Consider the following 19,423-nt stretch of genomic DNA (forward strand, 5'->3'; position numbering starts at 1 on the left):
AGTCAAGCGCCCAGAAAAGGGAATGCAGCGCCGAGACTGACACCCAGCGAGGAAAATCCGTACCAGCAAATCAGGCCCAGCACCAGGCCGATGGCCGCATCCAGCAGGATGAGGCGCGAGCCAAAGGCACGTGTGACCAGGGCGAAGCTGATCATGGCCGTCAGGGGGAAGCCTAGCGGCTGCATGGTCAGCAAGGGGGCGGCGGCGCCGCTGGCGGCCCAGAGCAGCGCCGGCCAGGAGGCCTTGGCGCCGGCCTCGGCGTCTTCGGAGTCCTGAGGGGAGAAGGTTTCCCCGCGGGCGATCTGAATCAGCAGGATGATGCCGAGCAGGACCAGCAAACCCCCGATTACAGTAACGAAGAAACCGGGGCCCAGCGCGGCGTAGCCGCCCAGTTGAGGCAGACTGCGTCCCTCGAAAAACCACAGTAGGCCGATGGCGACGATGACCAGCCCCAGCCACCAGGGACGCGAAGTCTTGGGCGACATAAGGCTTACTTGATCAGGCCGACGGATTCGAGGACTTTCTGCTGACGGACTTTTTCCTGGTCAAGGAAAGCTGCGAAGTCATCGCCGGCCAGATAGGCGTCGGTCCAGTTGTGATCGGCCAGCGTTTTTTTCCATTCGGGCGTGGCGTGCATCTTGGCAAAACGGTCCAGCCAGACCTGCCGACCCTTGTCGGACATATTTGGCGCACCCACGATGCCGCGCCAGTTGCCGATGACCACATCCACGCCCTGTTCCTTCAGGGTGGGGACGTCGAGATTGGGCAGGCGGTTTTCCGAGGTGACGGCCAGCAGGCGCAGACGGCCTTGTTCAGCGTAAGGGCCGAGTTCGGACAGGCCGGAGATCGCGACTTTGAGTTGACCGCCCGCCAGGGCTGTGATCATTTCGGCGCCGCCATCATAGGCCACGTAATTCAGTTTTTTCGGGTCCAGGGGGATGGTCTGGGCCAGCAGTGCCGCTGTGACGTGGTCAACGCCGCCGATGGACCCGCCGCCGATTGGCGTGGCGCCCGGATTGGCTGCCAGCGCCTTGGTGACGTCCTCGATGGTCTTGAAGGGAGAGTCGACAGGGACCGCCACGGCACCCGCGTCATCGGTCAGGCGCACCAGCGGGGTGACATCGTCGAGCGAGACTGGGGATTTGTTCAGGATGATGGCGCCGACGATGATGGAACCCAGGGACATGATGCCGTTGTCGTTGCCCTTGGCGGTCCGCACGAATTCGGCCAGGCCAATGGTGCCGCCTGCGCCGCCCTTGTTGGTGACTTGGGCGCCATCGGTAAAGATGCCGGTGTCTTGCATGACCTGCAGCGGCACGCGAGCCGCAGCGTCGTAGCCGCCGCCTGCGCCGCCCGGCGCCATGACGATGGCAGGATCGGCCATGGCCATGGACAGTGGCAGTGCCGTCATGGCGATGGCCGTGCAGAATTTGCGTATGAAAGTCATCCGTGTCTCCCGGAATATTGCGTGGACAAGAAAGCCCAGACATTGGGCGGCTTGTGGCGCGGTTCTTGCCTAGCATACCGGCTTGTGCGCCAAAACTGCATTGGGGAAGTTCCTCAATTTTGGCGCGTTGCCGGTGCCTTTCGGGTAACGGGGATGCGGTGTGGCGATATCAGCTTAACAAGGTATCCAGTTTGACGGCATCTGCCGTGAAGATGCGGATGCCTTCTGCCAGTTTTTCGCTGGCCATGGCATCCTGGTTCAGCTGCGTCCGGAAGGCGACTTCGTTGCTGGCCAGCCATTCGGGGGCATTGGCCTTTGCGTCTTCGACGGACAGGCAGGCGGGCAGGGGGTCGGTGGATGCGGCCAGCTCGGCCAGCAGGGCCGGGCTGATCGTCAGCAGGTCGCAGCCCGCCAGTGCGCGGATCTGGCCGATATTGCGAAAGCTGGCGCCCATCACCTGAGTAGGCAGGTCGTAGGCCTTGAAATATCGATAGATGCGGGTAACCGACTGCACCCCGGGGTCGTTGCTCCCGGCTTGGGCGGCCTCGTCCCATCCGGCCCCGGCGGATTTTTTATGCCAATCGTAGATGCGCCCGACAAATGGTGAAATCAGGGTGACCTTGGCCTGCGCGCAGGCAATGGCCTGGGTCAGGGAAAACAGCAGGGTCAGGTTGCACTGAATGCCTTCGGCCTGCAGCACCCGGGCTGCCTGGATACCCTCCCAGGTGGCGGCGAGTTTGATCAGGATGCGCTCGCGGTCGATGCCGGCGGATTCGTACAAGCCGATGATCTGGCGGGCGCGTTCGATGCTGGCCTGGGTATCGAAGGACAGGCGGGCATCGACCTCGGTGGAGACCCTGCCCGGCACGATGGCCAGGATGGCACGGCCAAAAGCCACCAACAGCCGGTCTACTTGCTCGGTCAGCGGAGCGCTGGGGTAATCGCGCAAGACCCGATCCAGCAGTGGACGGTAGGCATCTTGTTGAACGGCCTTGAGAATCAAGGACGGATTTGTGGTGGCGTCGGTAGGTTGGTACGCCTGCATGGTTTCAAAATCGCCGGTGTCGGCCACAACGGTGGTCAGTGCGCGCAGGGCATCGAGTTGGTGGGTCATGAAGACAGAAACCTTAGGGGAGACAGTGGAGAAGACTCACTGTAGATCATTTTTGTGGTGGGAACAGGGTGGACTTTTTACCTGGGCATGAGGAAAAACCCTGATCCGGTTGTATAATGGGAAGGTTTATATATCGACTTTACAACCGGGGTACCATTTTGCTGTCGTCAATCTTTCCAGAGGGGCCCGCAGGGCATGTTCCCGCAATTCTTGCCTTGGCTGATGGTACTGTATTCCAAGGCGTTTCCATCGGCGCCGACGGTTTCACCGTCGCCGAGATCGTCTTCAATACATCCATGACGGGTTACCAGGAAATCCTGACCGACCCCAGCTATAACGGCCAGATCGTCACCCTGACCTATCCCCATATCGGCAATACCGGCGTCAATGGCGAAGATGTCGAATCCAATCAAGTCCATGCCGCAGGACTGGTGGTGCGTGATTGCCCAGCCCGGATGTCTAATTTCCGCGCAACGCAGACCTTGCCCGACTACCTGAAATCCCAGGGTATCGTGGCCATTTCCGACATCGACACCCGCAAGCTCACGCGTATTTTGCGCGAACGCGGCACCCAGGGTGCCTGCATTCTGGTCGGCGATGATGTGGCGCGTGCGGTGGAACTCGCCCGCGGATTTTCCGGCATGGAAGGCCAGGATCTGGCGCTCAAGGTCACGACTGCGCAGGCGGGCGCCTGGGTGCAGGGCACTTGGCAGTTGGGCCATGGTTTTCGCCGCCAGGACCGCGCTGACTACCACGTCGTGGCCTACGACTACGGCATCAAGACCAATATTTTGCGCCTGCTGGCGGATCGCGGTTGCCGCATCACGCTGGTGCCCGCCACGACTCCAGTGGACGAAATCCTGGCCCAGAATCCCGACGGCATATTCCTGTCCAATGGCCCAGGTGACCCCGCCGCCTGCCAGTATGCCGTGGATACCTGCAGGGCTGTGCTGGATCGTGGGATACCCTTGTTTGGCATTTGCCTGGGCCAACAGGTGCTGGGCCTGACCTTGGGCGGTCGCACCCTCAAGATGAAAACCGGCCACCATGGCGCAAACCACCCGGTCCAGGATCTGGATTCCGGACGGGTCTTCATCACCAGCCAGAATCACGGCTTCACGGTGGATGGCGACAGCCTGCCGGCCAATGCCCGCGTGACGCATGTGTCGCTGTTCGATGGTTCCTTGCAGGGCTTCGAACTCACCGACAAGCCAGTATTTTGCTTCCAGGGCCATCCCGAGGCCAGCCCCGGCCCGCACGACATTCTGGTGCTGTTCGACAAGTTCATCGACCTGATGGCCCAGCACAAAGTCCAGTCCTAATAATAGATACCCTTATCTCATGCCAAAGCGTACAGACATTAAAAGCATTCTCATTATCGGGGCTGGCCCCATCATCATTGGTCAGGCCTGTGAATTCGATTATTCCGGTGCCCAGGCCTGCAAGGCCTTGAAAGCCGATGGTTTTCGCACCATTCTGGTCAACAGCAACCCCGCCACCATCATGACCGACCCGGAAACGGCGGACGTGACCTATATCGAACCCATTACCTGGCAGGCGCTGGAAAAAATCATCGAGATCGAAAAGCCCGATGCCGTGCTGCCCACGATGGGCGGCCAGACCGCCCTGAACTGCGCGCTGGATCTGGACCGCGAAGGCGTGCTGGCCAAACATGGGGTCGAACTCATCGGCGCCAATGCGGCTGCCATCGAAAAGGCCGAGGACCGATTGAAATTCAAGGACGCCATGACCGCGATTGGTCTGGAATCCGCGAAATCCGGCGTTGCTCATAGCATGGAAGAAGCCTGGGCCGTCCAGAAACAGATTGCCGCTGAAACCGGCACCTCGGGCTTTCCAGCGGTGATTCGGCCCAGCTTCACTTTGGGTGGTACGGGCGGGGGCATTGCCTACAACGCCGAGGAATTCGAAACCATCTGCCGCCGTGGTCTGGAGGCCTCGCCGACGCGCGAACTCCTGATCGAGGAATCGTTGCTGGGCTGGAAAGAATTCGAGATGGAGGTCGTGCGCGACAGCGCCGATAACTGCATCATCGTGTGCGCCATCGAGAACCTGGACCCCATGGGCGTGCATACGGGTGATTCCATTACCGTGGCGCCGGCGCAGACGCTGACCGACAAGGAATACCAGATCATGCGCAACGCCTCCATCGCGGTGCTGCGCGAGATCGGCGTGGATACAGGCGGCTCGAACGTGCAGTTCGCCGTCAATCCGGCCAATGGCCGCATGATCGTCATCGAGATGAATCCGCGCGTGTCGCGCTCCTCGGCGCTGGCCTCCAAGGCCACGGGGTTCCCCATCGCCAAGGTCGCTGCCCGTCTGGCCGTGGGCTATACGCTGGACGAATTGCGCAACGAGATCACCGGTGGCGCCACGCCGGCATCCTTCGAACCGGCCCTGGATTATGTGGTCGTCAAGGTTCCGCGCTTTGCGTTTGAAAAATTCCCGCAGGCGGATTCGCGCCTGACCACGCAGATGAAGGCGGTGGGCGAAGTCATGGCCATTGGCCGCACCTTCCAGGAAGCCTTTCAAAAAGCCCTGCGCGGCCTGGAAGTCGGGGTGGATGGCCTGAACCAAAAAACCACCGACCGCGAACGCCTGCAGATCGAACTCGGCGAGCCCGGTCCTGAACGCATCTGGTATGTGGGCGATGCTTTTGCCCAGGGCTTCAGTCTGGACGAAGTCCACCAGATCACCAAGATCGATCCCTGGTTTCTGGCTCAAATCAAGGAAATCGTCGATATCGAACTGGCCCTTGAACAGCGTACCCTGACCGAGCTGGACGACGAGACCATGCGCCGCCTGAAGCGTCGGGGTTTTTCTGATCGTCGCCTGGCTTTCCTGCTGGATGCCACCGAATCCGAGGTGCGTAAATTACGCCATCAGATGAACGTGCGCCCGGTCTATAAGCGTGTCGATACCTGCGCGGCGGAATTCGCCACCACCACGGCCTATATGTATTCCACCTACGAGGATGAAGACGAGGCCGCGCCCACCAATCGCAAGAAAATCATCGTGCTGGGTGGCGGACCAAACCGTATCGGCCAGGGCATCGAATTCGACTACTGCTGCGTGCATGCCGCGCTGGCGCTGCGCGAAGACGGATACGAGACCATCATGGTCAACTGCAACCCGGAAACCGTCTCCACCGACTACGACACCTCGGATCGCCTGTATTTCGAACCGCTGACCCTAGAAGACGTGCTGGAAATCGTCCACAAGGAAAACCCAGAAGGCGTGATCGTGCAATACGGCGGCCAGACCCCGCTGAAGCTGGCCCGTGCCCTGGAAGCCAATGGCGTGCCCATCATCGGCACCAGCCCAGACTCCATCGACGTGGCCGAGGACCGCGAACGCTTCCAGAAGCTACTCACTAAGCTTGGCCTGCGCCAGCCTGCAAACCGCACTGCCCGCACCGAAGGCGAGGCCCTGGCCCTGGCCGGTGAAATCGGCTATCCCCTGGTGGTGCGCCCCAGCTATGTGCTGGGTGGCCGGGCCATGGAAATCGTGCACGAACCGCAGGATCTTGAACGCTACATGCGCGAGGCCGTCAAGGTCAGCAATGACTCTCCGGTGCTGTTGGATCATTTCCTGAATAACGCCACCGAGGTCGATGTGGACTGCCTGGCCGATGGCGAACAGGTCGTGGTCGGCGGCGTCATGGAACACATCGAACAAGCAGGCGTGCACTCGGGCGATTCGGCCTGCAGCCTGCCGCCGTATTCGCTGTCCCCCGAAATAGTGGACGAAATCAAGCGCCAGACAGCCTTGATGGCGCGCGCGCTGAATGTCAAAGGCTTGATGAATGTGCAGTTCGCCATCCAGGATGGCGATGTCTATGTGCTGGAAGTCAATCCGCGCGCTTCGCGTACAGTGCCCTACGTGTCCAAGGCCACGGGTCGCCAGTTGGCCAAAATCGCTGCCCGCATCATGTCGGGTCGCACGCTGGCCCAGCAGGGCGTGGCATCCATTCCCTCGCCGGTGCATTATTGCGTCAAGGAAGCCGTCTTCCCCTTCGTCAAGTTCCCGGGGGTGGATACGATACTGGGGCCGGAAATGAAATCCACCGGCGAAGTCATGGGCGTGGGCGAGACCTTTGGCGAGGCCTTTGTGAAATCCCAGATTGCCGCTGGCGCCTGGCTGCCGGAATCCGGCAAGGTCTTCATCAGTGTGCGCGCCCAGGATAAACCCCGTGCCGTCGAAGTCGCGCGCGGCTTGGCCGCCATGGGCTTTCAGTTGATCGCTACCCGTGGCACTGCGGCGGTCATCGAGGCGGCAGGCCTGACAGTCGAGGTCGTCAACAAGGTCACCGAAGGCCGTCCCAATATCGTGGATATGGTGAAAAACGGCGAGATCGCCATGGTGATCAACACGGTCGAGGAACGCCGCAACGCCATTGCGGATTCGCGCATCATCCGCACCCAGGCGCTGGCCAACCGGGTCACCTTCTTCACCACCATCGCCGGTGCCCGGGCGGCGGTCGAAGGTCTGCAATACCTGCGTCACGGTGATGGTCTGAAGGTCTACGCGCTGCAAGACATGCACGCAGCCATCGCAGGCTGATCCATGGACGCCCGTGATCAACAGCGGGTGTTCATCACGGGGGCCAGCAGCGGCATCGGCCAGGCGCTGGCGCGGCAGTATGCCGCCCGTGGCGCCGTCTTGGGGCTGGTCGGGCGTCGTCAGGACGCCTTGCAGGCTGTTTGCGCGTCGCTGCCGGGTCAAGGCCACCGGGCCTATGTCCTGGATGTCAGGGATCGGCCTGCCTTGCAGGCCGCCGCCCAAGACTTTCTGTCAGTCGGTCCGGTCGATTGCGTGATTGCCAGTGCTGGCATCAGTGCTGGTACTTTGACCGACGCGCCCGAAGACTACGAGGTTTTCAAAGCCATTCTGGACACCAATGTGCTGGCCATGATGGCGACTTTTCAGCCCTTTATGGATTCGATGCGGGTGCGCCGTCGAGGCGTGCTGGTGGGCATCGGCAGCGTGGCGGGAGTGCGGGGTTTGCCGGGGGCAGGGGCCTATAGCGCGTCCAAGGCGGCTGTGCGGGCGTATTGCGAAAGCCTGCGAGTAGAACTGCGTGGTTCGGGCGTGCAGGTCGTCACGCTGGCACCGGGTTTCATCGCCACCCCCATGACGGCGCATAATCCCTATCGCATGCCGTTTCTGATGCCGGTGGATCGATTTGCGGAGCAAGCCGTGCGCGCCATCGAGGCGGGCGACCGCTATCGTGTCATTCCCTGGCCGATGGCCTGGGTAGGCCGCTTGCTGCGCCTGGTGCCGGATGCGCTGTACGACGCCGCAGCGGCAGGTCGCAAGCGTAAGCCCAGATTATGAGAAGAAAATAATGGGGTCAGACACCAAGAAATAATGGGGTCAGACACCATTTAACGACATAAATGGTGTCTGACCCCATTATTTCCCGTGGTCAACTGACGGAATTTCGCCGTAAACTTGCGCAACTTCCATTTTGGCGGTCGTCAGACTGCAAAACCATGACAACAAGCTATTTCCCTCGTTGGCGCCGCGTCTCCGGTACGGCTGATGGTGCCGTCGTGCAGCCCGATGAAACCATGCCCTTGCCACAGACCGTGGCCATGGGGGCGCAGCATGTGGTGGCCATGTTCGGTTCCACGATTCTGGCCCCGCTGATTATGGGGTTCGACCCCAATATGGCCATCCTCATGTCGGGGGTGGGGACCCTGGTGTTCTTCCTGTTTGTAGGCGGGCGGGTGCCCAGCTACCTGGGGTCCAGCTTTGCCTTTATCGGCGGGGTGGTGGCAGTGACCGGTTATGCCGGCAGTGGCCCCAATCCCAATATCGGGGTGGCCCTGGGGGCGATTGTCATTTGTGGCCTGATTTATGCAGGGATTGGGCTGTTGACTATGTTCATCAATGCCCGCCAGGGCGGGGCGGCCGACTGGATCGACCGCTGGATGCCGCCCGTGGTGACCGGGGCGGTGGTGGCCGTCATCGGCCTGAATCTGGCGCCGATAGCAGCCAAGGGCGCCATGGGCGGTTCATTGTTTGATTCAGCCATGGCGCTGGCCACCATTCTGTGCGTGGGCGGCGTGGCGGTCTATACGCGGGGTCTGGTCCAGCGTCTGTTGATCCTGGTGGGCTTGTTTCTGGCCTGCGTCCTGTATGCCGTGTTGACCAACGGCATGGGGTTTGGGACACCTATTGATTTTTCCGCCATTATCGCAGCCCCCTGGCTGGGCCTGCCCCAGCTGACCGCGCCAGTATTTGAGGCGCATGCCATCAGCGTCATTGCGCCTGTCGCCATTATTCTGGTGGCCGAAAACCTCGGCCACATCAAGGCCGTCAGCGCCATGACCGGGCAGAATCTGGACAAATACCTGGGTCGCGCTTTTCTGGGGGATGGCGTTGCCACCATGATTTCCGGCTCTGTGGGGGGCACAGGCGTCACGACCTACGCGGAAAACATCGGCGTCATGACGGTCACCAAAATCTATTCCACTTTGGTATTTGTGGTGGCGGCATTGGTGGCTTTGCTGCTGGGTTTCTCGCCGAAATTCGGGGCCGTCATTCAGGCTATTCCTGGGCCGGTGCTGGGCGGCATGGCCGTTGTGGTCTTTGGCTTGATTACGATTGCCGGTGCTCGGATCTGGGTCGTCAATCAAGTGGATTTCAGCGACAATCGGAACCTGATTGTGGCCGCCGTCACCTTGATTCTGGGGGCCGGTAATTTCTCGCTGGAGCTGGGCAGCTTCAAGCTCGATGGTATTGGTACCGCAACTTTTGGGGCCATCATCCTGTACGCCCTGTTGCGTGGCCGGAAAACTGCTACATGAACCCTGGATAAGTGCCCTGGGGCTTGCATTTTCTAAGCGGATTGTCCACAATACCAATCAGCACCCCGGTTTTGGCCGGGGTTTTTCACGAGCGCTTCAGCAGGCCACACCAGGGCAGATGCAGGACATTTGTTCTGTCACCCAATGCCAGCAGGCATTCAGGTCGCGACGCTCGGTAGCTTCCCTTCTGGTCTACCTTATCCAGGCATCCGGGATACAACGCCGGGTTTCCCCGATCTTGTATTTTTTTAATGTTGTCAGGCGTCCCGCGCATGGGACGTCTTTTTACTTTGAGTCAGAAAATTATGGCTGCGATTCCTTTGACAGCTCGTGGGGCCGAGCGTTTAAAAGCCGAACTTCAACGTCTGAAGACCGTCGAACGCCCTGAAGTCATTAGTGCCATCGCCGAGGCGCGTGCCCAGGGCGACTTGTCCGAGAACGCTGAATATGATGCGGCTCGCGAACGTCAGGGCTTTGTCGAGGGCCGCATCCAGGAACTGGAAGGCACGCTGTCCAACGCCCAGATCATCGACCCTGCAGATTTGGATCTCGAGGGCCAGGCCGTGTTCGGTGCGACCGTCGAAATCGAGGATCTGGCATCCGGCGAACGCCTGACCTACCAGATCGTGGGCGACCTGGAAGCCGATATCCGCGCCAATATGATCTCGGTTTCCAGCCCGGTGGCGCGTGCCCTGATTGGCAAGAGCCAGGGCGACGTCGTCGAAGTGCGCGCCCCGGCCGGGGTGCGTGAATACGAAGTCTGTTCCGTCAGCTATCAATAATCAGCCAGGGGCCTGGCGGCCCCTGAAGCCTGATCAATCAGCGTGACCCGCGTCGGGCGCCAGCCCGTAATGACAGGGCACTGTTGTTGCCGCGACGCGGGATGCCGTGTGCGGCAGCGGCGGTACGGCCAGTATCGGATGGTCGGGCGCGGCGAGCGCCAGGGCGGCCATCAGCCGGGTCGCGGCGCTCATCGGTTTGTCTGCGGCGTCGGGCATTCAGGCTTTCGTGATCTGACGCATCGCCTGTTTGTTTGGGCTTGTGTCCGGTGCTGGCGGAAGCCGGGTTTGCCGCTTGTTTTTTCGGCACATAGGGATCGGATTTTTTCCGCAAGGCCCTGGTGGCATTCAATGCATCAGCTGCCGCCTGTTGCGCAAGCACATCGGGACGGTAGATAATTAGGGTTTTGCCCAAATGATGCACAGGCGCGCACGACAGTGCGTCGCAAATAGTTTCCAGCATGGCATCGCGATCAGGGCGTTCTGCACCTGATGCACGAATTTTTATCAGTTCGTGGGCCGTCAGGCTGCGGTCGATTTCACCCAGCACGGCGTCGGTCAGGCCTTTGTCACCGATCATGACGACGGGATGCAGAGGGTGGGCGGCAGCACGCAGGTCGCGGCGCTGCTGGGGAGTTAGTTCAAGTTTCGGCATACTGGAATTGTACGGGAATGGCCAAGAAAAAATTCTCCAAAGCCTGGGTACAGCGTCACATTCAGGACCCTTACGTCAAAATGGCGCAACAAAAGGGCTATCGTGCGCGGGCCGCCTTCAAACTTACCGAGATTCTCGACACCGAAAAGCTCCTGCGTGGCGGGGATATCGTCGTCGATCTGGGGGCTACGCCGGGCAGTTGGTCGCAGATCGTGCGCGAAAGGCTCCTGGGGCCTGGCGGCGTGATCAATGGCCGTGTCATTGCCCTGGATGTCCTGCCCATGGAACCCATTGCCGGTGTCGAGTTCATTCAGGGTGATTTTCGCGAGGATGACATCCTGCAACAACTGCATGAGCAATTGCAAGGGCAGCCCGTAGACCTTGTAATTTCCGACATGGCCCCCAATCTATCCGGTGTGGCCTCTGCTGACTCGGCCCGCATAGCGCATCTTTGCGAGCTGGCCATGGAATTCTCCCGCAGCCACCTGAAGCCTGATGGCGTACTGGTGGTCAAGGCGTTCCACGGCAGCGGGTTTTCCCAGATTGTGCAGGCCTTCAAGCAGCACTTCGTGCGGGTGGTGGAACGCAAGCCCAAGGCCTCGCGTCGCGAATCCTCCGAAACCTTTCTGGTGGCGCGCGGGTTGAAGGCTGTGCAGGACCAAGCCGACTGAACGCCATGGTTTGTCCGTGGTGCGTGCCTGGATTCAGGTAGAATGAAATATTGACGAAATTGTCAGCTTGTTGTAATCGCGCACCAGGTAGCGCGGCAGGCCGACAGCAGTAAAACCCCAGGAGATTTGTTTTGAACAACTCGTTTTCCAAGATTGCGGTCTGGCTGGTGATCGCGCTCGTGCTCTTTACGGTGTTCAAGCAGTTCGACGGACGCCCGGTAGCCGGTAACGACGCCGTCACTTATACGCAATTCATGAATGATGCACGTGCCGGCCGCATCAATAAGGTCGATATTCAGGGCGACACGATTTATGTCACCCCTGAATCCGGTCGTGCTTACAGCCTGACCTCGCCGGGCGATCTCTGGATGGTGCCCGAACTCGTCAAGGACGGTGTTCAGGTCTCCGGCAAGGCCCGCGAGGAACCCTCTTTCCTGGCCAGCCTGTTTATTTCCTGGTTCCCCATGCTGTTGCTGATCGGGGTTTGGATTTTCTTCATGCGCCAGATGCAGGGCGGCGGCAAGGGCGGGGCATTCAGCTTTGGTAAATCCCGTGCCCGCATGATGGATGAAAACAACAATAACATCACGTTTGCGGATGTTGCCGGCTGCGACGAGGCCAAAGAAGACGTCCAGGAACTGGTCGACTTCCTGCGCGACCCCACTAAATTTCAGCGCCTGGGCGGTCGTATTCCGCGTGGCGTCCTGATGGTCGGGCCTCCGGGGACGGGTAAAACCCTGTTGGCCAAGGCCATCGCAGGCGAAGCCAAGGTTCCTTTCTTCAGTATTTCAGGTTCCGACTTTGTTGAAATGTTCGTCGGGGTGGGTGCTGCCCGCGTACGTGACATGTTCGAAAACGCCAAGAAACAATCCCCTTGCATCATCTTCATTGACGAAATCGATGCGGTAGGCCGCCAGCGCGGCGCCGGCCTGGGTGGCGGCAACGACGAACGCGAACAGACCCTGAACCAATTGTTGGTCGAAATGGATGGCTTCGAGACCGGCCAGGGCGTGCTGGTGATCGCCGCCACCAACCGTCCCGACGTGCTGGACCCGGCGCTGCTGCGTCCGGGCCGCTTCGACCGTCAGGTGGTCGTGTCCTTGCCCGATATTCGGGGCCGCGAACAAATCCTCAAGGTCCACATGCGCAAGGTTCCCATTGCCCAGGACGTCGATGCCAGCGTCTTGGCGCGTGGCACGCCCGGGTTTTCGGGTGCGGATCTGGCTAACCTCATCAACGAGGCCGCCTTGTTCGCCGCCCGCCGCAATGGGCGCACGGTCGACATGAACGACCTCGAAAAGGCAAAAGACAAAATCATCATGGGGGCCGAGCGCCGTTCCATGATCATGCCCGAAGAAGAACGCCGCAACACGGCATACCATGAATCCGGTCATGCTCTGGTGGCGCGTATGCTGCCCAAGACCGACCCGGTTCATAAGGTCACCATCATCCCGCGTGGGCGGGCTCTGGGGGTCACCATGCAGTTGCCGGAAACCGATCGCTACAGCATGGATAAAGACCGCCTGCTGAACACGATTGCGGTGCTGTTTGGTGGCCGTATCGCCGAAGAAGTCTTTATGCATCAGATGACGACGGGCGCCTCGAATGACTTCGAGCGTGCCACGGCCATCGCCCGCGACATCGTGACACGCTATGGCATGACGGATTCCCTGGGGCCTGTGGTGTATGCCGAAAATGAAGGCGAGGTCTTTCTGGGCCGCAGCGTGACTAAAACCACGCATGTCTCCGAAGCCACCATGCAAAAGGTCGATGCCGAGATCCGTAGCATCATCGACGAGCAATACAGCATTGCACGCAACCTGATCGAATCCAATCAGGACAAAATGCACGCCATGGCCAATGCCTTGCTCGAATGGGAAACCATTGATGCCGAGCAGATCAACGACATCATGGAAGGCCGCCCACCGCGTCCGCCCAAGACCTCGTCATCCAGCAACGACACGCCGCATACCCCGCCATCGGCAGGCCCATCGGCCGCAAATCCCGATCAAGGGCCTGCGGCTACGACACCTGTCTGATCTGTTCCTTTCCAAATTTTATGTTTGCCACTTTGCAATGCGGGCGTTTTCAGCTATCCCTGAAACGCCCGTTGGTCATGGGGGTCGTCAACGTCACCCCCGATTCATTTTTTGATGGCAATGTTCATTTCCGAGTGAACCAGGCCATCGAGCATGGCTTGCGTCTGGTGCAGGATGGTGCCGATATTCTGGATATCGGCGGAGAATCCACCCGGCCTGGGGCCCAGGTAGTGGCCGCCGACGAAGAATTGCGCCGGCTCCTGCCGGTCATCCAGGGCTTGCTGGATGCCGGTGTGCCTTTGTCTGTGGATACCTGCAAACCCGAAGTCATGCGCCAGGTGCTGCACGCGGGTGCCGACATGATCAATGACATCCGGGGCTTTTCCTCAGATGAAGCCATCCAGGCTGTACAGGATGCGGATTGTGCCCTGTGCCTGATGCATATGCAGGGTGAACCCCGCACCATGCAGCAGACTCCTTGCTATGACGACGTGGTGGCCGAGGTCCAGGCCTATCTGGCCGCAGGTGCCCAGCGCCTGCGCGACGCGGGTATTGCGGCCAATCGCATCGCACTGGACCCTGGCTTTGGCTTTGGCAAGACAGTGGCCCACAATTACACCTTGTTGAACCAGCTGCCGCAGGTGATGGGGGATGCATATCCCTGTATGGTGGGGCTCTCGCGCAAGTCCATGATCGGCGCACTCACTGGCAGGCCTGCCAGCCAGCGCCTGGGGGGCAGCGTCGCCGCTGCGTTGGCGGCAGCAGTCCGGGGGGCGCATATCTTGCGGGTGCATGATGTGGCTGATACCGTGGATGCCCTGACTATCTGGTCGGCAATCAATGATCCAACCCTCACAGAAGGAGCCCGTGCATGAGCGCGCGCAAATATTTTGGGACCGATGGGGTCCGCGGTGTCGTGGGCGGCGAGCTGATCAATGCCGAGTTTGCCCTGCGCCTGGGCTATGCGGCTGGCCGGGTGCTGTCTCAGGGGGCAGTCAGCGGTAGCGGTCGGCCCACGGTGGTGATAGGCAAGGACACGCGGATTTCTGGCTATATGCTGGAAGCCGCCCTGGAGGCCGGCTTGTCGGCTGCGGGGGTGGATGTGTTGCTGGCCGGGCCGATTCCGACGCCTGCCGTGGCCTATCTGACCCGGGCCTGGCGACTGGCTGCCGGGATTGTCATCAGCGCCTCGCACAATCCCCACTACGATAACGGCATTAAATTCTTTTCTTCCGGTGGCACTAAATTACCTGATGCCACCGAGGCTGCGATTGAAACCATGCTAGAGCAGCCCATGGGTTGCGCGGATTCCCCGGCCTGGGCCGTGCCCGGCGTATCAGCGATGCCGCTGGCCGCTACATCGAGTTCTGCAAAAGCACCTTTCCCAACGAACTCGATCTGCAGGGCTTGAAAATCGTGGTGGATGCCGCGCACGGGGCGGCTTATCACATTGCTCCGCATGTGTTTCGCGAACTAGGCGCCGAGGTCAGTGTCATCGGCTGCGAGCCTGATGGCTTCAACATCAACGAAGGGGTCGGAGCCACACACCCAGAGGCCTTGATTGCCGCAGTGGCCGAGCAGGGTGCTGATCTGGGCATTGCCCTGGATGGCGATGCCGACCGTCTGCAGATGGTGGATGCCGCCGGTCGCCTGTATAACGGCGACGAACTGCTGTATGCCATCGTCCGTGATCGTGCCAAGCTGCACCCCATCAATGGCGTGGTGGGTACCCTGATGACCAACTTCGGTCTGGAACGCCGTCTGAAAGAACTGCATATTCCCTTTGTGCGTGCTCAGGTGGGTGATCGCTACGTGCTGGAACGTCTGCGGCATCATGGCTGGCTGTATGGGGGCGAGAGCTCAGGACATTTGCTGTGTCTGGATTGCCACACCACCGGGGATGGCATTGTGGCGGCATTGCAGGTGCTGGCTGCCATGCGCCATGCCAATCTGCCCCTGGCGGCACTGGTGGCAGATCTGAAAATGTATGCCCAGAAAATGGTCAATGTGCCTCTGGCCGCTGGTCTGGACTGGCAGGCCCATGCCGGTTTGCAGGCGGCTGCTCAGGCAGTGCAGGCCACCCTGGGCGAGCGCGGCAGGGTCTTGATTCGCGCCTCAGGCACCGAGCCCAAGTTGCGTCTCATGGTCGAGGCTGACGATGCCGCTTTGGCTGACGAATGCGTGCGTCAGTTGGTGGCAGTCAAGCTGACTTAAAGCGCTGGTACGCAGGGCTAGGTAGTGCCTTCTGTGATTTCCAGCGTGAATCCAGCCTTGCGCCAGACGTCGATTTCACCTTTCAGCATAAAACTGCTAAGTGGGTGATCCGATAGCCAGCCGTCGGGCACGGACAGGGTGATTGCCTGGCCCTGGGCCTGCAAATGGATGGGCAGGGCGTCGCGGGCTTCGCGGCGGCGCAGCAGCAGCACAGCCAGGCGCAGGCAGCACAGCGCCAGCCATTGCTCGCGGGTGGGTGCATAAGGGCGCAATTTGGCCAGCTTTCCTTGTTGGCCCAGCGCTAAAAAGGCCAATAATTGCTGGTCATCGTGCGAAAAGCCCGGCATGTCCGCATTTTCCAATACATAGGCACTGTGCTTGTGATAATGATTGCGGGCAATGGCCAGGCCGATTTCATGCAGCATGGCGGTCCAGCTTAAGGCTTTGCGTAGTTCCGCCCCCTGTGGGTGGGCGGTATCCAGGTTCAATTGGTCAAAAAAGACCAGGGCCAATTGGCGCACATGTTCTGCCTGCTGGGCGTCGGCCTGGTAGCGCAACCCCATCTGGCGCACGGTTTCGTCACGCTGATCATGGTGCGAATCCCGGCCCAGTAAATCATGCAGCACCCCCACCCGCAAGGCCCCGTCGCCTGCGCCCATGTGGCTGATGCCCAGCTCCAGGAAGGCCGCGATCATGATGGCCAGCCCTCCCGCCAGCACGGGTGCGCGCTCGGCCTTCAGTCCTGCCCAGTCCTGCAGGTGGACTTGGCCGACTTTGATCAGGGCGGCAGACAACTGTTGCATGCCATCCAGGGTAATGTCGCGCTGGCTAAAGCCGTTTTCGACCAGAACGGCCAACAGACCCTTTGCCGTGCCGGACGACCCATAGGCCTGCTGCCAGCCAACGTGGCGATAGCGTCGGCTGATGGGCTCGATGGTGCTGCGGGCGGCGACGATGGCGCGCTGCATGCGAGCCTTGGTAATCTGTCCACGCGAGAAAAACTGTTTGCTCCAGGTCGTGCAGCCTAGCTGCAAAGAAGCCAGTTGTAGAGGAGTCTGACCCCGACCGATGATGAATTCAGTAGAGCCGCCACCGATGTCGATGACCAATCGCCGGTCTTCTGATGGTGGCAGATCCTGGATCACACCCAGGTAGATCAGGCGGGCTTCTTCCTGCCCCGAGATGATTTCGATGGGAAAGCCCAGGGCGTGTTCGGCGTGCGGAATGATTTCGGCAGCATTGCGTGCCACCCGGAATGTATTGGTGGCCACCGCCCGCACATTGGCGGGATCGAAGCCGCGCAATCGCTCGCCAAAGCGCTGCAGGGCTTCGATAGCCTGAGCCACTGTATCGGGCCGGATGCGCTGATGCTCATCCAGGCCATTGGCCAGGGCGATGAGTTCGCGCATACGGTCTTCAGTATAGACCTGGACGGTGTCGCCCTCGCGCACGACCCGTCCGATGGACAGGCGAAACGTGTTGGACCCGAGGTCAATGGAGGCCAGACGATCGTCCATGGGCTTACCTGAAAATGTCACACTGTGCGATTATAGAGGCCGAATCCCGATTTCTACCGGAGCTCCCATGCAGGGTATGGCAGTTACGCCTCTTTTACTCAACCGAGAACTTTCCGTGCTCAAGTTCAACGAGCGCGTCCTGGCCATGGCCGAGCGTCTGGATGTGCCGGCGCTGGAGCGTCTACGCTATCTGTGCATTGTTGGCTCGAATCTGGATGAATTCTTCGAGATTCGCATGGCCAGCCTTAAAGAGCAGCAGCGTCAGACGCCGGATCTTGCCGGGGATGATGGCCTGCTGCCTGCCGAAGCCTTTGACCGCGTCCAGCGTGCAGCCCATGCCTTGGTCGACCGCCAGAACCGCCTATTGACGGGCGAAGTCATGCCGAAACTCATGGAATGCGGGGTAGGGCTGATTTATTCGACCGGCTGGACCGATCTGCAGCGTGAATGGGCCTATGGAATTTTTCAACGCGACGTGATGCCGCTGTTGACCCCTATCGGCCTGGACCCGGCCCATCCATTCCCCCGGGTCTACAACAAGAGTCTGAATTTCATTGTGTCGCTGACGGGCGAGGACGCCTTTGGCCGCGAGGGCAATATCGCCATTGTCCAGGCCCCGCGGGCCTTGCCGCGCATGCTGAAGGTGCCGCCGGAAATCGCCGGCATCCCGGATGGCTTCATGTTGCTGACGACGGTCATCAATGCTTTTGTGGGGGATTTGTTTCCCGGCATGGATGTGCTGGGCTGCTATCAGTGGCGGGTCACGCGCAACAGCGATCTTTTCGTGGACGAAGAGGAAATCACGAATTTACGCCAGGCTTTGCAGGGCGAACTCTCCCAGCGCAATTTTGGTGCCTCGGTGCGTTTGGAAATCGCGCATGCCATGCCGCCGGATCTCGAGCTTTTCCTGCAGCGCGAGTTCAATTTGGCCACCGCTGATACATACCGGGTCAATGGGCCGGTGAATCTGGGCCGCCTGATGCAGTTGTGCAACCGAGCCAATCGACCTGACTTGGAATACCCCGTCTATCGGCCGCGCACGCCTGCACCATTCGATGGTGATATGCAGCGGCCCGAAGCCCTGTTTGCGGCTTTGTCTGTGCGGGATCACTTGCTGCACCATCCGTATCAGTCCTTTCAGCCGGTCCTGATGTTTTTGCGGGCCGCTGCCCTGGACCCGCAGGTGGTGGCAATCAAACAAACCATCTACCGCACCGGCGAAGATTCCGAACTGATGGGCGTGCTGCTGTCGGCGGCCCGCGCAGGCAAGGAAGTGACCGTGGTGGTGGAACTCATGGCGCGTTTCGACGAGCAGACCAATATCAATTGGGCGGCACGCCTGGAGGAGGTAGGCGCCCACGTCAGCTATGGGGTGGTCGGGCACAAGACCCATGCCAAAATGGCATTGGTGCTGCGCCGCGAAGATGGTCGCATCCGGCGCTATGGACACCTGGGCACGGGCAATTATCATCAGCGCACCGCAAAGCTCTACACGGATTTTGGCCTCCTGACGGCCAACCAGACCATCTGTGAGGACATGGATCAGGTGTTTTCCCTGCTCACGGGCCTGGGCGCGCGCCGCGAGTTGAAGCTGCTGTTGCAATCGCCCTTTACCCTGCACGAAACCGTCCTGAATCTCATCCGCAGTGAAGCCGAGTTCGCCCGAGCAGGCAAACGCGCCCGCATCCGTGCAAAGATGAACTCCCTGCTGGAGCCCTCTGTGATCCAGGCCCTCTACGAAGCGAGCCAGGCAGGGGTGCGGATCGACTTGATCGTGCGTGGCGCCTGCGCCTTGCAGGCCGGGGTGCCGGGCCTGTCCGAACGCATCCGGGTGCGTTCAGTCATCGGTCGGTTTCTGGAGCACTCCCGCGTGTTTTATTTTTACCAGGACGGCGCCGAACCCCTGTACTTGTCGTCGGCTGACTGGATGGACCGTAATTTCCTGCGCCGGGTCGAGCTGGCCTTCCCGGTGCTGGACAAGACCCTGCGCCGCCGCGTCATCGACGAGGCCTTCACCTTCGCCTGGCGGGATAACCAACTTGCCTGGGCCGTCCAGCCCGATGGCCGCTACCTGCGCGTACGCAACCGCCGCGCCCCCGTCAACCTACACCAACACCTCATGGCTAGGTTAGGGTGAGCGGCCTGCAGGCCGCG

Annotated in this window: 14 protein-coding genes and 1 pseudogene; 10 read left to right on the forward strand and 5 right to left on the reverse strand. The window is 60.4% G+C overall.

Going from position 1 to position 19,423, the window contains the following annotated elements; all coding sequences use genetic code 11:
- Positions 1 to 2: 2 nt before the first annotated feature.
- From VDP81_RS11300 to tal, 3 genes are all read right to left on the reverse strand, one after another.
- Complete coding sequence (locus VDP81_RS11300) at positions 3 to 485, reverse strand: tripartite tricarboxylate transporter TctB family protein (protein ID WP_322996361.1); 483 nt, start codon at positions 483 to 485, stop codon at positions 3 to 5.
- Positions 486 to 490: 5 nt separating this feature from the next.
- Positions 491 to 1,447 (reverse strand): tripartite tricarboxylate transporter substrate binding protein, encoded by a 957-nt coding sequence (locus VDP81_RS11305; protein ID WP_322996362.1) that lies wholly within the window; start codon positions 1,445 to 1,447, stop codon positions 491 to 493.
- A 169-nt stretch (positions 1,448 to 1,616) separates the two neighbouring features.
- A complete protein-coding gene (tal, locus tag VDP81_RS11310; protein ID WP_322996363.1) occupies positions 1,617 to 2,561 on the reverse strand; it encodes a transaldolase in 945 nt (314 codons plus the stop codon).
- A 158-nt stretch (positions 2,562 to 2,719) separates the two neighbouring features.
- Here tal and carA point away from each other — a divergent pair, with 158 nt between their 5' ends.
- The 5 genes from carA (at position 2,720) to greA (ending at position 10,176) form a co-directional block, all read left to right on the forward strand.
- Positions 2,720 to 3,883, forward strand: a complete 1,164-nt coding sequence (carA, locus tag VDP81_RS11315; protein ID WP_416233233.1) for a glutamine-hydrolyzing carbamoyl-phosphate synthase small subunit — start codon at positions 2,720 to 2,722, stop codon at positions 3,881 to 3,883.
- Between the two features lie 19 nt (positions 3,884 to 3,902).
- Positions 3,903 to 7,142: a carbamoyl-phosphate synthase large subunit gene (gene carB / locus VDP81_RS11320; RefSeq protein ID WP_322996365.1), complete on the forward strand. Its 3,240-nt coding sequence runs from the start codon at positions 3,903 to 3,905 to the stop codon at positions 7,140 to 7,142.
- Positions 7,143 to 7,145: 3 nt separating this feature from the next.
- Positions 7,146 to 7,916, forward strand: a complete 771-nt coding sequence (locus VDP81_RS11325; protein ID WP_323012338.1) for an SDR family oxidoreductase — start codon at positions 7,146 to 7,148, stop codon at positions 7,914 to 7,916.
- A 158-nt stretch (positions 7,917 to 8,074) separates the two neighbouring features.
- Positions 8,075 to 9,394 carry a solute carrier family 23 protein gene (locus tag VDP81_RS11330; protein WP_322996367.1) on the forward strand — a complete coding sequence of 440 codons (1,320 nt, stop codon included), beginning with the start codon at positions 8,075 to 8,077 and terminating at the stop codon, positions 9,392 to 9,394.
- Positions 9,395 to 9,699: 305 nt separating this feature from the next.
- Positions 9,700 to 10,176, forward strand: a complete 477-nt coding sequence (gene greA, locus VDP81_RS11335) for a transcription elongation factor GreA (protein WP_322996368.1) — start codon at positions 9,700 to 9,702, stop codon at positions 10,174 to 10,176.
- A gap of 37 nt (positions 10,177 to 10,213) precedes the next feature.
- On the opposite strand, the gene VDP81_RS11340 is transcribed toward greA, so the two are convergent.
- Positions 10,214 to 10,828, reverse strand: a complete 615-nt coding sequence (locus tag VDP81_RS11340; RefSeq protein WP_323012339.1) for a YhbY family RNA-binding protein — start codon at positions 10,826 to 10,828, stop codon at positions 10,214 to 10,216.
- Between the two features lie 17 nt (positions 10,829 to 10,845).
- On the opposite strand from VDP81_RS11340, the gene VDP81_RS11345 reads away from it, so the two are divergent.
- The 4 genes and pseudogenes from VDP81_RS11345 to glmM all read left to right on the forward strand — a co-directional run bounded on the left by VDP81_RS11345 (position 10,846) and on the right by glmM (position 15,752).
- On the forward strand, positions 10,846 to 11,499 hold the full coding sequence (locus tag VDP81_RS11345) for an RlmE family RNA methyltransferase (RefSeq protein WP_322996370.1): 654 nt from the start codon (positions 10,846 to 10,848) through the stop codon (positions 11,497 to 11,499).
- 131 nt (positions 11,500 to 11,630) lie between these two features.
- Positions 11,631 to 13,538, forward strand: a complete 1,908-nt coding sequence (gene ftsH / locus VDP81_RS11350) for an ATP-dependent zinc metalloprotease FtsH (RefSeq protein ID WP_322996371.1) — start codon at positions 11,631 to 11,633, stop codon at positions 13,536 to 13,538.
- A 20-nt stretch (positions 13,539 to 13,558) separates the two neighbouring features.
- Positions 13,559 to 14,413 carry a dihydropteroate synthase gene (folP, locus tag VDP81_RS11355; protein ID WP_322996372.1) on the forward strand — a complete coding sequence of 285 codons (855 nt, stop codon included), beginning with the start codon at positions 13,559 to 13,561 and terminating at the stop codon, positions 14,411 to 14,413.
- A pseudogene (gene glmM, locus VDP81_RS11360) lies at positions 14,410 to 15,752 on the forward strand (phosphoglucosamine mutase). Before folP ends, glmM begins: the two are co-directional and overlap by 4 nt.
- Positions 15,753 to 15,769: 17 nt before the next feature.
- Here the strand turns inward: glmM and VDP81_RS11365 are convergent.
- Positions 15,770 to 17,269, reverse strand: coding sequence for a Ppx/GppA phosphatase family protein (locus VDP81_RS11365; RefSeq protein WP_323012340.1), 1,500 nt, complete (start codon positions 17,267 to 17,269; stop codon positions 15,770 to 15,772).
- Between the two features lie 67 nt (positions 17,270 to 17,336).
- Between VDP81_RS11365 and ppk1 the strand changes: the two genes are divergently transcribed.
- Entirely contained in the window at positions 17,337 to 19,406 is a 2,070-nt protein-coding gene (gene ppk1, locus VDP81_RS11370) for a polyphosphate kinase 1 (protein WP_416233234.1), read from the forward strand.
- Positions 19,407 to 19,423 lie beyond the last annotated feature (17 nt).

Origin of the sequence: Castellaniella sp. (assembly GCF_034675845.1) — a bacterium.
In the GTDB taxonomy this organism is placed as follows: Bacteria; Pseudomonadota; Gammaproteobacteria; order Burkholderiales; family Burkholderiaceae_B; genus Castellaniella.

What these genes read in the sequence shown, in the direction of transcription:
- VDP81_RS11300 (WP_322996361.1), bottom strand. Translation starts at nt 485, where the DNA reads ATGTCGCCCAAGACTTCGCGTCCCTGGTGGCTGGGGCTGGTCATCGTC.
- VDP81_RS11305 (WP_322996362.1), bottom strand. Translation starts at nt 1,447, where the DNA reads ATGACTTTCATACGCAAATTCTGCACGGCCATCGCCATGACGGCACTG.
- tal (WP_322996363.1), bottom strand. Translation starts at nt 2,561, where the DNA reads ATGACCCACCAACTCGATGCCCTGCGCGCACTGACCACCGTTGTGGCC.
- carB (WP_322996365.1), top strand. Translation starts at nt 3,903, where the DNA reads ATGCCAAAGCGTACAGACATTAAAAGCATTCTCATTATCGGGGCTGGC.
- VDP81_RS11325 (WP_323012338.1), top strand. Translation starts at nt 7,146, where the DNA reads ATGGACGCCCGTGATCAACAGCGGGTGTTCATCACGGGGGCCAGCAGC.
- VDP81_RS11330 (WP_322996367.1), top strand. Translation starts at nt 8,075, where the DNA reads ATGACAACAAGCTATTTCCCTCGTTGGCGCCGCGTCTCCGGTACGGCT.
- greA (WP_322996368.1), top strand. Translation starts at nt 9,700, where the DNA reads ATGGCTGCGATTCCTTTGACAGCTCGTGGGGCCGAGCGTTTAAAAGCC.
- VDP81_RS11340 (WP_323012339.1), bottom strand. Translation starts at nt 10,828, where the DNA reads ATGCCGAAACTTGAACTAACTCCCCAGCAGCGCCGCGACCTGCGTGCT.
- VDP81_RS11345 (WP_322996370.1), top strand. Translation starts at nt 10,846, where the DNA reads ATGGCCAAGAAAAAATTCTCCAAAGCCTGGGTACAGCGTCACATTCAG.
- folP (WP_322996372.1), top strand. Translation starts at nt 13,559, where the DNA reads ATGTTTGCCACTTTGCAATGCGGGCGTTTTCAGCTATCCCTGAAACGC.
- VDP81_RS11365 (WP_323012340.1), bottom strand. Translation starts at nt 17,269, where the DNA reads ATGGACGATCGTCTGGCCTCCATTGACCTCGGGTCCAACACGTTTCGC.
- ppk1 (WP_416233234.1), top strand. Translation starts at nt 17,337, where the DNA reads ATGCAGGGTATGGCAGTTACGCCTCTTTTACTCAACCGAGAACTTTCC.